A 13,686-nucleotide genomic window follows, 5' to 3' on the forward strand; every position below is an offset into this window, starting at 1 on the left:
TACCCGCAGAATGGGGTATGGATTTCGACAGTGCGCTGGCGTCGCTGTTCCAGCCGGAGGGCCGCCTCGACCCCTATCCCGCCTACGACGTGATCCGCGAACGGGGCCCGATCGTGCAGGCCGGGAACACCTGGTTCGTCACCTCGCACGCCCTGGTCAACCGGCTGCTGCGGGAGCCGGGCCTGCGGGTGGCGGACGCGGCCGACTACGACCGGTCGTGGCCGGACTGGCGGGAGAACCGTGGGGTGGCCTCGATCGTGCTGTCCATGTTGCAGACCAACCCGCCGGACCACTCGCGGCTGCGGCGGGCGGCCGCGGCGACGTTCACCGCCCGCCGGGTGGCCGGGCTGCGGGACGTGATCGCCGGGCAGGCCCGGGAGCTGATCGAGGCGATGCCTGCGCGGGCCGATTTCATGAGCGCGGTCGCCTTCCCGCTGCCGATCGGGGTGATCTGTGCGCTGCTCGGCATCCCGGAGCAGGATCGGGCCTGGTTCCGGCAGCGGACCTCGGACCTGACCGTGGTGCTGGAGCCGATCAGCTCCGAGGAGGAGATGCGGGCCGCCGACGTGGCCGGGCGGGAGTTGGAGGACTACTTCACCGGGCTGATCGCGGACCGGAAGCGGGCGCCGCAGGACGATCTGACCGGCGCGCTCGTCGAGGCCGGCTCGCTGACCGGTGAGGAGTTGCTGGCCAATCTGGTGCTGCTGCTGGTCGCCGGGTTCGAGACCACCACCAACCTGCTCGGTACCGGCCTGACGACCCTGTTCGACCATCCGGCGCAGGCGGCGCGGCTGCGCGACGACCCGGATCTCGCCCCGGCGTTCGTCGAGGAGATGCTGAGGTACGACTCGCCGGTCCAGTTGACCAGCCGGTACACCAGCACCGACCTGGACCTCGGCGACGGTCACCGGCTGGACGAGGGATCCTGGATGAACATGATGCTCGGCGCGGCCAACCGGGATCCGGAACGCTACCCGGAGCCGCATCGCTTCGACCCGGACCGGCCGAACATCCAGCCGGTGTCGTTCGGCGGGGGAGCGCACTACTGCCTGGGTGCGCCGCTGGCCCGGCTGGAGGCGCAGGTGGCGTTCCCGCTGCTGCTGGCGATCCGGCCGGGGCTGCACCTGGACGGTGTTCCGGAGCGGCGCGACCGGTTGACGCTGCGCGGCTACGCCACCCTGCCGGTCGCGACCGGGTAGGTCCGGCGGCGGCGACGCAGGTGCAGGGCCAGGCCGAAGAGCAGCGGCGACGCGACCAGCAGGACCGGGGCGATCGCCAGCCAGATGATGCCGCGCGCCGGGAACGGGTCGGCGGTCGGTGTCGGCCCGCCGAAACTGCCGGCTTCGAGCAGGTCGCGGGCCACGTCCAGGGTGAGGACGCCGTCCGGCGGGTCGAGCAGGGTCCGGGTGGTGCCGTCCGGGCCGAGGGCGAGCAGGGTGAGGTGGCCGGTCTCGTACCAGCCGGTGTCGTCCCAGCCGGTCGTCGAGGCGTCACCGCGGGCCGGGCGGAACGCGTCGTCCTCCGGCTCGTAGCGCAGGACGACCAGGTCACGGCCCTGACTCCAGCCCAGCGCCCGGATGCCGCTGCCGGTGACCGCCGGCAGCACCGGCCCGGTGGTCGCGGCGCCGGTCGTGGCGTCCCGGTAGCTGATCGTCCATCGGCGGGCGGCCAGCGCGTCCTCGTCGCAGGCGTCGAGGCAGCCGTCCAGTTCGGCGACGGCGATGCGGGCGCCGTCCGGGCTGAAGGCGCCGACTCCGGCCAGCCGCTGCCGGTCACTGAGGGTGGTGGTCCAGGCGGTTGCTCCGGTACGGTCCACCGCCCGCAACGTGGCACCGTCGGTGAGGACGATCCGGGTGCCGTCCGGGCTGATCGCGCCGCGCGCCGCGGCCTGCATCCCGACCGTGCTGGTCACCTCGCCGAGTGGCTGCAGCGTGTCGGTGTCCAGGTCGAGCAGGGCGAACCGGTTCCCTTCCGGGGCGCCGCCGGCGTAGAGCGCGACGAGCAGGGACCGGCCCTCCGGGGACCAGGCCACCGGCCCGATCAGGCTGTCGGCGTTCCCGCCGGTGTAGACCGGTGCCTTCCCGCTGGTCAGGTCGACGACCTCGAGGCCGCTGACGTCGACCGCGGGCCGGGCGACCCGGGTGCCGTCCGGGGAGAGCAGCACATCCTCACCGGCGGCCACGTCGTTCCAGCCGCCCTGGAGCAGCATCCGGTAGTCGCCGTCGCGGCCCACCACCGCGATCTTGCCTTCGGCGTCGTAGAAGTCTCCGCCCTGGAATCCGAGGGTGTCCCCGCCGGCGAGCACCGACGCGGGCCCGGGGGCGCCCATGTCGACGGTCGCCTGCCACATCCAGGGCAGTTCGAGACCGCCGGGAACCCGGTCGCCGGGGGCGGCGGCCCACGGGCGGGTCAGGCCCAGCGTGCCGGCACCCACCGACAGCGCCACCGCCGCCAGCCCCGCCAAGATCTTCTTCTGCATGGCGGGCATCCTGCCCTACCAGTGCAAACACCGCCAGATGCCGGTCCTTTAATATCGTCGGATATGGATTCCAAGAGGGAGCTGCCGCCGCTCGACGTCGCGGCTCTGCGGGCCGACACCCCCGGTTGTGAACAGGTCATCCACTTCAACAACGCCGGAGCGGGCCTGATGACCGCCTCGGTGCTCGCCGCGATGACCGGCCACCTGACGCTCGAGGCGCAGACCGGCGGCTACGAGGCGGCCGCCGCCCGGGCCGGGCGGATCCGCGGGTTCTACACCGAGGCCGCCGGGCTGCTCGGCGCGCGGCCCGAGGAGATCGCGTTCGCCAACAGCAGCACCCACGCGTACGCGACGGCGTTGTCGGCGATCGACTTCCGGTCCGGTGACGTCATCCTCACCACCCGGGACGACTTCGTCAGCAACCAGATCGCCTTCCTGTCGCTGCGCCGGCGCTTCGGCGTCCGGGTGGTCCGCGCGCCGAACCTGCCCGAGGGCGGCGTCGACGTCGACGCGATGGCCACCCTGATGCGTACGCTGCGACCTCGCCTGGTCGCCGTCACGCACGTGCCCACCAACTCGGGTCTGGTCCAGCCGGTCGCCGCGATCGGCCGGCACTGCCGTGACCAGGACCTGCTCTACCTGGTCGACGCCTGCCAGTCGATCGGCCAGCTGCCGCTCGACGTCACCGCGATCGGCGCGGACCTGCTCGCCGCCACCTGCCGCAAGTGGCTGCGCGGGCCCCGGGGCACCGGACTGCTCTACGTCTCCCAGCGGGTTCTGGACGCCGGGTACGAGCCGCTGTTCGTCGACACGAACGGCGCGGACTGGGTGACCGAGGACCGTTACGAGCAGGTCGCCACCGCCGCCCGGTTCGAGTACTGGGAGTTCCCGTACGCCACCCTGCTCGGCTGCGCGGAGGCGATCCGCTACGCCCGGACGGTCGGGATCGAGGCCGTCGCCGCCCGCACCGCGGCCCTGGGCGCCCGGCTCCGGGACCGGCTCGCCGCGATCGGCGGCGTCCGCCTCCTGGACCGTGGCGCTGACCTGGCCGCCCTGGTCACCTTCGCCGTCGACGGCTGGGACGCGGAACCGTTCAAGGCGGCGATGGACCGGCAGGGCATCAACTCGGCGCTCAGCCTGCGCGAGTTCGCGATCCTCGACTTCGGCGACAAGGGCGTCGACTGGTGCCTGCGGCTGTCCCCGCACTACTACAACACCGAGGACGAGGTGGACCGGGTCGCCGACGCGGTGGCCGCCCTGGTGCCTCTCGGGAGCTGTTCCTGAATCGGTTCCACACCCACTGCGGGTGTTGCCACACCCGCCACGGGCCCCGACGTCCGTATCGCATTATCAGCGGACGGCCGGGGCCGGCGCGGCACGGCGCTGGGCCGGTAGTTCGATCCACCGGTAGGTCAGGGCGGACACCCCCAGCACCATGGCCACATAGCCGGCGGCCACCACCACGTCCGGCAGGTCGGCGGTGAGCCACGGCTGGAGCAGCTGGATCGCGGCGTAGTGCACCAGGTAGATCGAGTAGCTCAGGACCCCGGTCCGGGCCAGCCACGCGGGCACCCGGCGGTGCCGCCACCGGAAGGCGACGGCGAACGTGCCGGCCACCACCAGCAGCGTGATCATCGACCGGGCGATGTAACCGGGGGTGAACCCGTCGAGCGCCCGCAGCTCGGCCAGCCAGTTCCACAGCAGGGCCGCCGCGACGACGGCGGCGGTCAGGCCGGCCTGCCGCCACCGGATCTGCCCCCGCTCGGCCCGGTAGAGCGTGGTGCCGGTGAACATCACCGCGACGATCAGCAGGCCGTCCCAGGCGTGCGCCGGATCCTGGTTGAGCAGCAGCAACGCCACCGCCAGCAGGCCCAGCACGATGCCGCCCAGCCGGATCCGGCGCAGGTACACCGCGGCGAAACCGGCCGTCAGCACCAGCACCGCCACCGGCAGCGGCACGAGCGACGAGGTCAGCGGGGCGGTCGCCACGGCCAGCCCGGCCAGGAGCACCGCGACCGCCGCCTCCACGCGCCGCAGCCCGACCGTGAACAGGCCGCTCACCAGCAGGTAGAACGCCATCTCGTAGCTCAGCGTCCACAGCACCGGCGTGATCAGCGGCACGTCCAGCAGGAACGGCAGCATCGTGGCGTGCCCGGTCAGGGTGCGCAGCGGATCCGCGGGCCAGGCGACCGGCAGCAGCACCACGACGACCGCGAGATAGAGCGGGAGCAGCCGCCGGGCCCGGCCCGTCCAGAACCGCCGCACGTCGCCGTGCCGCTCCAGCGACGCCGGAATGATGTAGCCGCTGACCAGGAAGAACAGCATCACCCCGGCCGGGCCGGCGTGCAGCCACTCACCGGTGACGGCGCGCACGTCGGTGAAGACGTACCGCGTCAGATGGGCATAGACGACGAGCAGCACGGCGACGGCGCGCAGGGCGTCGAGCCACGCCATGCGACCGTGCTCGGGTGCTGCGGACATCGGCAAAAGATAGTTGACTCCAGATCATGTCGATATGGAGCAGTGAGCTCAGCGGTGTCCTGCATCACGAGACGATCGACTCGGTGGTGCTGCGGGACAACCCCCTCGGAGACCCGCACGTCCGGCCGATCTGGGTGTACACGCCGCCCGGCTACGACGGCGGCGACGCACGGTACCCGGTGATCTACGTGATCCAGGGGTACTCCGGCGCGGTGACCATGTGGGGCAACCGGACCCCGTTCCGCCAGCCGTTCGTCGAGACCGCCGACCGGGTGTTCGCCGAGGGCCGGGCGCCGGGGTGCGTCATCGTCTACGTCGACGCGTGGACCGCGTACGGCGGCTCCCAGTTCGTCGACTCGCCCGGCACCGGGAAGTACCACACGTACCTCTGCGACGAGGTCGTGCCGTGGGTCGACGCGCGGTACCGGACCATCGCCGATCCGGCCGCGCGGGCGATCTCCGGCAAGTCGTCCGGCGGGTTCGGGGCGATGATCACGCCGATGTTGCGGCCCGACCTGTTCGGCATGCTCGCCACGCACGCCGGCGACAACCTCTACGAGTACGCGTACCTGAACGAGTTCGCCAAGGCCACCCGGGCGCTGCGCGAGTACGGCCACGACATCCAGGTCTGGTGGGCGGACTTCAACAGCCGGGTGGCGCTGACCAAGGAGGAGGACATGAGCCTGGTCATGGTGCTCGGCTGCTCGGCCGCGTTCTCCGCCGACCCGGACGGCACGCCGCGCCTGCCGTTCGACCCGCGCACCGGGCAGCTCATCCCGGAACTGTGGGAGCGGTGGCTGGCCTGGGACCCGGTGCGGATGATCGACCGGTACGCGGACGCGCTGCGCGGACTGTCCGCGGTGTGGATCGACGCCGGCACCCGCGACGAATGGTTCCTCGACCTGGGCGCCGAGGCGTTCCACGACGGCCTGCGGCGCATCGGCGTGCCCGCCGACCGGATCCACTTCGAGCTGTTCCCGGCCGGTCACGGGGCGATCGACTATCGCTATCCGCTGGCGGTCGCCTGGCTTGCGGAGCGTCTGCGGCGAGACTGACGGGTGTGGATGCGGCTAGCCTGGTCCGGGGCGACTCGTCGGATCGAGCGGGGTGGTCGTGCACATCGTCTGGACACCGGCGGGACCGGCCACGGCCGGTTTCGAGATCGAGGTGCGCCCGCGCAGCCGCGATGCCACTCTCGCCGACCTTTTTCGTACGCTCGGAGCACCCGTCCCGCCGGTGGCCGCGGTGGACGGGCGCCCGGTCGACACGTCCGTCCCGATCGGTGACTCCGGACTCCACGAGGGCGCCGTCCTCGCCCCGGGACCGCCGGCCGGGGCGGGACCGCCGACCCGGGCGGCGTACCAGGCGGTCACCGTGGCGGGACTCGAAGCCGGCCGGGCGTGGCCGCTGCTCCCCGGACGGTGGGTGGTCGGCCGTGCCCCGTCGGCCGGTCTGCGGCTGGAACACGACACCGTCTCCCGGGAACACTGCCGGCTCGACGTCGGCGCCGACGGTGTGACGGTCACGGATCTGGGCGCGGCGAACGGCGTACTCAAGAACGGGGTGCGGGTGTCCGGGACCGCCGGCCTGGACCCGGACGACGTGCTGGGGGTCGGCGCGGTCGCCCTGGCCGTGCGGCGGGCCGGCGACCCGGACCGCCCGGCCGGCCTGGACCTGCGCCGGCACCTGGGCCGTGGCGGGACGATCGCGTTCAACCGGCCGCCGCGCGCCGCGCCCCCGCCCGTACCCGAGGAGGCGACCGCGCCCGCCGTGCCGCGCGAGCCGCAGAAGCCGCACTTCAGTCTGGCGTCCACGCTCGGCCCGATCGTCCTCGCCGTGATCATGGTGGCGGTCACCCGGGACCTGCGTTTCGGGTTGTTCGCGCTGCTCTCGCCGGTGATCGGGATCGGCACGCACCTGGAGTCGCGGCGCCGGGTCCGCAAGGAGACCGCCGCCGACCGGGAACGCTACGACACCGCCCTGGACGCCTTCGGCGAGACGCTGGCGGCCGCCGCCCGCACCGAACGCGACCGGCTGCGGCACGTGCTGCCGGACCCGGCCGAGGCGCTGCGCCGGGCCGGGCTGCCCAGCACCCGGCTGTGGGAGCGGCGCACCCACCACGACGACTTCCTGCGCCTGTACGCCGGGATCGCCGACCGGCCGTGGCCACCACCGGCCCGGGCCGACAGCGGCGGACGGCTCCCGGACGACGCCGCCGACCGGGTCGCGGCGATCCGGCTGGCCGCGGCGCCGGTCGAGATCACCCTGGCGCACGGCGGTGTGACCGGCATCGTCGGCGACCGCGCCGCCGCCCTCGCCGTCGCCCGCAGCCTGATCTGCCAGGCCGCCGTGCACCACGGGCCGGCCGACCTGACCGTCGCGGTCTTCGCCGACGACGGCCGGGAACCCGCCTGGGACTGGTGCAAATGGCTGCCGCACACCCGGCTGCCCGACGACAGCGGGCGCTGGCTCGCCCACCGGCGCGACCGCAGCGACGCCCTGCTGCGGCAGCTCGCCGCCGGGGCGGCCGCCGGAACCGCCCTGGTGGTGATCGATTCGGAGGTTCTCACCGACGGTGTCGCCTCGCCCGGCCGGGACCTGCTCAACGCCGCCCGGATCGCCGCGCCCACCCCGTTCGGCCGGTCCGAGCCGCCGGCGCCGGTCGCCGGGATCGTCCTGGCCGCCACCGCCGACCGTCTCCCGGCGGCCTGCGACACCGTCGTCGAGATCGTCGGGCCGGACGGCGACGCCGTGGTGCGCCGCCCCGCCGACGGGGTCGCCGTCGAGGAGGTGCTGCTCGCCGGGATCCCGGTGGCCGACGCCCGGACCTGCGCCCGGCACCTGGCCCGGTTCGACGACCCGGAACTGCGGCGCACCGGAGCGGGCCTGCCCGACGGGGTGCGCCTGCTGCCGATGCTGGGCCTCGCCCAGGTCGACGCGCCCGCGGTCCGTGACCGCTGGAACCGGGCCGACCCGGTCGGCCTCACCGCCCCGCTCGGCATGACCGACCGGGGGGTGTTCGTCCTCGACCTGATCCGCGACGGTCCGCACGGCCTGATCGGCGGCACCACCGGCTCCGGCAAGAGTGAACTGCTCCGCAGCCTGGTCGCCGCTCTCGCGGCGGGCGCCGACCCGACCCGGCTGACGTTCGTGCTGATGGACTACAAGGGCGGCGCGGCCTTCGACGAGTGTTCCCGACTGCCGCACACCGTCGGCATGGTCACCGACCTCGACGAGCAGCTGGGCGAGCGGGCGCTGCGCGCGCTCGAGGCGGAGCTGCGGCACCGGGAGCGCAGGCTGCGGGAGGTGCGGGCCGACAACCTCATCGAGTACGTCCGCAGCGGCGCGGCCGTGGCCGACCCGATGCCGCGGCTGGTCGTGGTGATCGACGAGTTCGCGACGATGGCCAAGGAACTGCCGGACTTCCTGGCGGCGCTGGTCGGTATCGCCCAGCGGGGACGGACCCTCGGGGTGCACCTGATCCTGGCCACGCAACGACCGTCCGGGGCGGTCAACGACAACATCCGGACGAACACGAACCTGCGGGTGGCGTTGCGGGTGCAGGACGCGGCGGACTCGGTGGACGTGATCGGCGTGCGGGAGGCGGCGGAGCTGAGCCGGCTGCTGCCCGGGCGGGCCTACGTGCGGCTCGGCCCGGGTGAGGTGGTGCCGATCCAGACCGCGCTGGTCACCACCGCGTCCGGTGGTGGCGACGACGCCCCGGTGCGGGTGGTGCCGTTCACCTTCGACCCGGATCCTTCCCGCGAACCCGGTTCACCGGGCCGGCCGGAGGAGGGCCGGACCGACCTGGCGCGGCTGGTCGACGCGATCGTGGCAGCCGCGGCGGACCTGCCGGCGCCACGACGGCCGTGGCCGGAACCGCTCGGCGACGACGTCGACCTGGCCGGTCTGCCGCCGCATGATTCGCGGGCCGTGGTGGCGCTGGCGGACGACCCGGACCGGCAGCAGCAGTACCCGGTCGGCTGGGACCCGGTCGAGGGCAACCTCCTGCTGTTCGGGATCACCGGGAGCGGCACCACCACGACCCTGATCTCCCTCGGACTCGCGCTGGCCGTGGCCCGCCCGCCGGAGCAGCTGGAGGTGTACGCCGTCGACTACGGGACCGGTGATCTGGCCGTCCTCGAGGCACTCCCGCACGTCGGCACGGTGATCGCCGCCGACGACCGGGAACGCCAGGTCCGCCTGATCCGGCACCTGCGCGCCGAGCTGGACCTGCGGCGATCCGGTTCGTCGCGGCGCCCGATCGTCGTGCTGATCGACAACCTGGCCGCGATGCGCGCCGAGTTCGACGACGTCGAAGGCCTGGCGATCATGGACGTGCTCACCCGGCTGTACGCGGACGGGACCGCGGCGGGGATATCGTTCGCGGTCACCGCCGACCGGTTCAGCACCATCCCGCAGGCCTGGACGTCGGTCACCACCCAGCGGTGGCTGTTCCGGCTGCCGGACCCGTACGACTACGTGCAGGCCGGACTGACCCGCAAGGACGTGCCCGCCCGCACCCCCGGCCGGATGGTCGCGCTGCCGCAGGGACTGCAGGCCCAGGTCGGGCGACCGGCCCCGACCGGTGCGGCGATGGCCGCGGCGGTGGCGGCGAAATACCCGGACGGTCCCCGGCCCGCGGCCCGGATCGGGGTGCTGCCGACCACGGTCGACGCATCGGCGCTGCCACCCGCGGACGTGACCGGCGAGCCGTGGCGGATCCCGCTGGGCATCCGCGAGTCCGACCTGACGGCCGGGCAGCTCGTCCTCTACGAGGGGGACCACGCGCTGATCGCCGGCCCGGCCCGGTGCGGCAAGAGCACCACGTTGCTGACCATCGCCGGGGTGCTGCGCGCGGCGGGCGTGCACGTGGCCGGGATCGGTGGGCGGCGCTCCCCGCTGCGGGACCATCCGGCGCTGCACCGGTTCGCGGCCGCCGGCGGGGAGGCGGCGGCCCTGCTGGCCACGGTCCGTACCGTCGAGGGCCCGGTGGCGGTGCTGATCGACGACGCGGAGGCCCTGGACGACGCGGACGGGGCGATCGCCGGCCTGCTGGCGGCGCACCGGCCGGACCTGCACGTGGTGATCGCGGCCCGGGCGGACACGGTCCGGACCCTGTACAGCCACTGGACGGGCACGGTCCGGCGCTCGAAGGTCGGCCTGCTGCTGCGCCCGAACATCGACCTCGACGGCGACCTGCTGGGCGTCACGCTGCCGAGGCGGTCGCCGGTACGCCTGGACGCCGGCCGCGGCTACCTGATCCACAACGGCGACTGGGAGATCGTGCAGGCCGCCACGCCCTGAGGCTCATCGTTGCGGGCGGCGCACCTGGTAACGCACGTGCAGCACCCGGCTGCCCTGGATCGCCACGTCCGGGCCCTCCAGCAGGTGCTGCGCGCGGACCCGCCCGAAGTAGCGCTTGCCGGACCCGAACACGACCGGGACGACATCCATGCGCACCTCGTCGACCAGGCCCGCGGCGAGCACCTGACCGCCGACGTCACCGGCCGCGACCTCGACGATCCGGTCACCCGCGAGCTCCTGCGCCCGGGTCACCGCCGCCTCGACACCGTCGACGAAATGGAACGGCGCCTCCGCGTCCCAGCCGTCGGGTGCCGGCCGGTGCGACACGACGATCACGTGGTCGACCCCGCCCGGCGGTTGCCCGCTCCAGCCGTCGGTCATGTCGAAGACGTGCCGGCCGACGATGGTCACCCCGATCCGGTCCCAGTACGGCCGGGTGTAGTCGTAGGACGTCTGCGACACGGTCAGCACGCCGCTCTCCTCCAGCGCGACGTCACCGCCGGTCAGCCAGTCGAACAGCGGTCCGGGCTGATCGTTGTCGTCGGCGATGAAGCCGTCCACCGACACCGAGCTGTACATGACCACCTTGCCCACAGGGCTCTCCTCTGTTCCGGGGGTGTGCCTCCCAAGCTAGTGGGTCGTCCCTGCACGGGAGCGGGCCGCCGTCTGAGCCCAGGGCATACACAGAGGTTCTTCCCCACGCCCGTGGTGGGTGTGCCCACAACCGCCACGGGTGTGGGCAAAAACCGGGCACATGCCGAACGCACGCGCCGGCCGACAACGCACACGCCGGCCGGCAACGCACGCGCCGGCCGGCAACGCATACGCCGGCCGACAACGCGAGCCGGCGGCCCGGGTGGAGGACCGGACCGCCGGGGGCGTGGGGACGGGGCTCTGCGCGTACCCCTAAAGGTTCTTGAGAAGGTTTTCGAAGTCGGTCGTCAGGGCGAACGGGTCCACCACCGTGACCGGCTCCCGGCGCTCCGTCTCGCGGGCCAGCTCCGTCGCGGCCCGGTCGATGCGGGCCCGCAGCGGGCCCTCCACCGAGTCGGAACCCCAGTCGTCGCTCGCCGCGAAGACCGCCGTGGGCAGCACCGACGCCCGCAGGTAGGCGAACAGCGGCCGCAGCGCGTGCTCGAGGACCAGCGAGTGACGGGCCGTGCCGGCCGTCGCCGCCAGCAGGACCGGCTTGTCGACCAGGGAATCCTTGTCGAGGACGTCCACGAACGACTTGAACAGTCCGCTGTAACTCGCCGAGAAAACCGGCGTCACCACGATCAGCGCGTCGGCGGCGGTGACCGCGTCCTGCGCGTCCTTCAACGCTGCCGGCGGGAAACCGGTCAGCATGTGGTCGGTGATCTCGTGGGCCAGGTCGCGCAGTTCCACGGTCCGCACGTCGAGGGTGACGCCGAGCCGGGCGGCCGCGGCCACCGCCGCCGCGGACAGCTGGTCCGCGAGCAGGCGGGTGGACGACGGCTGGCTCAGGCCGGCGCTGACGACGACCAGATTGCGCTGCTTCATGCCGTGACCTCTTCCTTCTTCGCACGAGCGGCTGCCACCAGGGACGCGTGGGTGGGCGCGTCCGGCACGTGCGCCGGCTTCAGGGCGGCGAACTCCTTGCGCAGCACCGGCACCACGTCGGCGCCGAGGATGTCGAGCTGCTCCAGCACCGTCTTCAGCGGCAGGCCGGCGTGGTCCAGCAGCCACAGCTGACGCTGGTAGTCGCCGACGTACTCGCGGAAGCCCAGCGTCCGGTCGATGACCTGCTGCGGGCTGCCGACGGTCAGCGGCGTCTCGCGGGAGAAGTCCTCCAGCGACGGGCCGTGGCCGTAGACCGGGGCGTTGTCGAAGTACGGCCGGAACGCCTTGACCGCGTCCTGGCTGTTCTTGTTCATGAACACCTGACCGCCGAGGCCGACGATCGCCTGGTCCGCCTTGCCGTGGCCGTAGTGCTCGAAGCGCTGCCGGTACAGCTGGACCATCCGCTCGGTGTGCGACGCGGGCCAGAAGATGTGGTTCGCGAAGAAGCCGTCACCGTAGTAGGCGGCCTGCTCGGCGATCTCCGGGCTGCGGATCGACCCGTGCCAGACGAACGGCGGGACCTCGTCGAGCGGCCGCGGCGTCGAGGTGAAGCTCTGCAGCGGCGTGCGGAACTTGCCCTGCCAGTCGACGACGTGCTCGCGCCACAGCTTGTGCAGCAGCGAGTAGTTCTCGATGGCGAGCGGGATGCCCGCCCGGATGTCCTTGCCGAACCAGGGGTAGACCGGCCCGGTGTTGCCGCGGCCCAGCGTCAGGTCGACGCGCCCGTCGGCGAGGTGCTGCAGCATCGCGAAGTCCTCCGCGATCTTCACCGGGTCGTTGGTGGTGATCAGCGTGGTGGCGGTGCTGAGCTGCAACGTCGTCGTCTGCGCGGCGATGTAGGCGAGGGTGGTGGTGGGCGACGACGAGAAGAACGGCTCGTTGTGGTGCTCACCGAGCGCGAACACGTCGAGGCCGACCTCCTCCGCGTGCTTCGCGATCGTGACGATGTCCTTGATCCGCTCGGCCTCGGTCGGGGTGTGCCCGGTCGTGGGGTCGGTGGTGATGTCGCTGACGCTGAAGATCCCGAACTGCATGACCGGCTCCCTGGTGCTCGTCGTGCCTGTGCCCTGTCCAACTTCTTTGACGGGGAAACTATTTCAGATTCAAAGAACTTGTTCAGCGGCGGGGGTCACACTGAGCGGTCAGCTTCGGGCTTTTTCGGGGGTACGCGTGACGGGGAGTCCCGTGGCTCCCTCGCGACGTGGGCGCGGGGCACGGCCGTAGGGCCGGCATCCGGGGCCGGGTGCGTGGTCACCGGCCGCGGGCACATCGCCGTCGCAGAAACGGGCCCGGCTGGGGGAGGGGTGCGCGGCGGCCCGGGGAAGGGGCGGGCCGCCGCGTCGCGAGGGGTGCGGGGTGGAGAACCGTCAGAAGGAGGGGCAGAGACGCTTGCGGACCACCTGGACGACCTTCTCCGCCTCGGCGGCGGGAAGCGGCTGCTCCGGCGACGCGAAACGCTCACCGGCCCGGGTGGTCCACTGCGCCTCGGGCAGCTGCTTGATGTCACGACACTGGTCACGTCCCCGGTTGACCAGCGACTCCGGGGTTCCGGTGCTGATGATCGCCGGGCTGATCGTCTTGAGGTCGGCCAGGTAGGCGGCGGTGGTCTGCGGGTTCGGGGCGGGCGGGAACCCGAGCTGGGCCTCGATGCTGGCCCGCATCTCCGGCGAGGTGGTCCCGGAGGCCGCCGCGGCGGAGGCGGGCGCGGCCGGGACGGCGGCGGTGGCCTCCTCGTCGGTCTTGGCGCTGGAACATCCGGTCAGGGCGAGGCCGAGGGCGAGGGCGGCGGTGAGTACGAGAGCGCGCGACATGTCACTCTCAACGACGCCGGGCCGTAC

10 protein-coding genes are annotated in these 13,686 nt (G+C 72.9%); 4 read left to right on the forward strand and 6 right to left on the reverse strand.

Annotation, left to right across the window (positions count from 1 at the left end; all coding sequences use genetic code 11):
• Positions 1–17: 17 nt before the first annotated feature.
• Positions 18–1,199 (forward strand): cytochrome P450, encoded by a 1,182-nt coding sequence (locus QSK32_RS32850; RefSeq protein WP_285474041.1) that lies wholly within the window; start codon positions 18–20, stop codon positions 1,197–1,199.
• Here the strand turns inward: QSK32_RS32850 and QSK32_RS32855 are convergent.
• Positions 1,169–2,479: a WD40 repeat domain-containing protein gene (locus QSK32_RS32855; RefSeq protein ID WP_285474042.1), complete on the reverse strand. Its 1,311-nt coding sequence runs from the start codon at positions 2,477–2,479 to the stop codon at positions 1,169–1,171. The genes QSK32_RS32850 and QSK32_RS32855 overlap by 31 nt on opposite strands.
• 63 nt (positions 2,480–2,542) lie before the next feature.
• Between QSK32_RS32855 and QSK32_RS32860 the strand changes: the two genes are divergently transcribed.
• Positions 2,543–3,763 (forward strand): aminotransferase class V-fold PLP-dependent enzyme, encoded by a 1,221-nt coding sequence (locus QSK32_RS32860; protein WP_285474043.1) that lies wholly within the window; start codon positions 2,543–2,545, stop codon positions 3,761–3,763.
• 66 nt (positions 3,764–3,829) lie between these two features.
• Here the strand turns inward: QSK32_RS32860 and QSK32_RS32865 are convergent, their stop codons facing one another.
• A complete protein-coding gene (locus QSK32_RS32865; RefSeq protein ID WP_285474044.1) occupies positions 3,830–4,960 on the reverse strand; it encodes an acyltransferase family protein in 1,131 nt (376 codons plus the stop codon).
• Between the two features lie 26 nt (positions 4,961–4,986).
• On the opposite strand from QSK32_RS32865, the gene QSK32_RS32870 reads away from it, so the two are divergent.
• Positions 4,987–6,015 (forward strand): alpha/beta hydrolase-fold protein, encoded by a 1,029-nt coding sequence (locus QSK32_RS32870; RefSeq protein WP_285474045.1) that lies wholly within the window; start codon positions 4,987–4,989, stop codon positions 6,013–6,015.
• 58 nt (positions 6,016–6,073) lie between these two features.
• Positions 6,074–10,267, forward strand: coding sequence for a type VII secretion EssC family protein (locus tag QSK32_RS32875; protein ID WP_285474046.1), 4,194 nt, complete (start codon positions 6,074–6,076; stop codon positions 10,265–10,267).
• A gap of 3 nt (positions 10,268–10,270) precedes the next feature.
• On the opposite strand, the gene QSK32_RS32880 is transcribed toward QSK32_RS32875, so the two are convergent.
• From QSK32_RS32880 to QSK32_RS32895, 4 genes are all read right to left on the reverse strand, one after another.
• Positions 10,271–10,861, reverse strand: coding sequence for a dihydrofolate reductase family protein (locus tag QSK32_RS32880; RefSeq protein WP_045744753.1), 591 nt, complete (start codon positions 10,859–10,861; stop codon positions 10,271–10,273).
• Positions 10,862–11,173: 312 nt separating this feature from the next.
• The gene (locus QSK32_RS32885; protein WP_045744754.1) at positions 11,174–11,788 is read right to left on the reverse strand and encodes an FMN reductase; all 615 of its coding nucleotides are present in this window, start codon (positions 11,786–11,788) and stop codon (positions 11,174–11,176) included.
• On the reverse strand, positions 11,785–12,882 hold the full coding sequence (locus tag QSK32_RS32890; RefSeq protein WP_045744755.1) for an LLM class flavin-dependent oxidoreductase: 1,098 nt from the start codon (positions 12,880–12,882) through the stop codon (positions 11,785–11,787). Before QSK32_RS32890 ends, QSK32_RS32885 begins: the two co-directional genes overlap by 4 nt.
• Positions 12,883–13,215: 333 nt before the next feature.
• On the reverse strand, positions 13,216–13,659 hold the full coding sequence (locus tag QSK32_RS32895; RefSeq protein WP_045748493.1) for a hypothetical protein: 444 nt from the start codon (positions 13,657–13,659) through the stop codon (positions 13,216–13,218).
• Positions 13,660–13,686 lie beyond the last annotated feature (27 nt).

The sequence above is a fragment of the Actinoplanes sp. NBRC 101535 genome, assembly GCF_030269225.1.
Taxonomy (GTDB): Bacteria; Actinomycetota; Actinomycetes; order Mycobacteriales; family Micromonosporaceae; genus Actinoplanes; species Actinoplanes rectilineatus.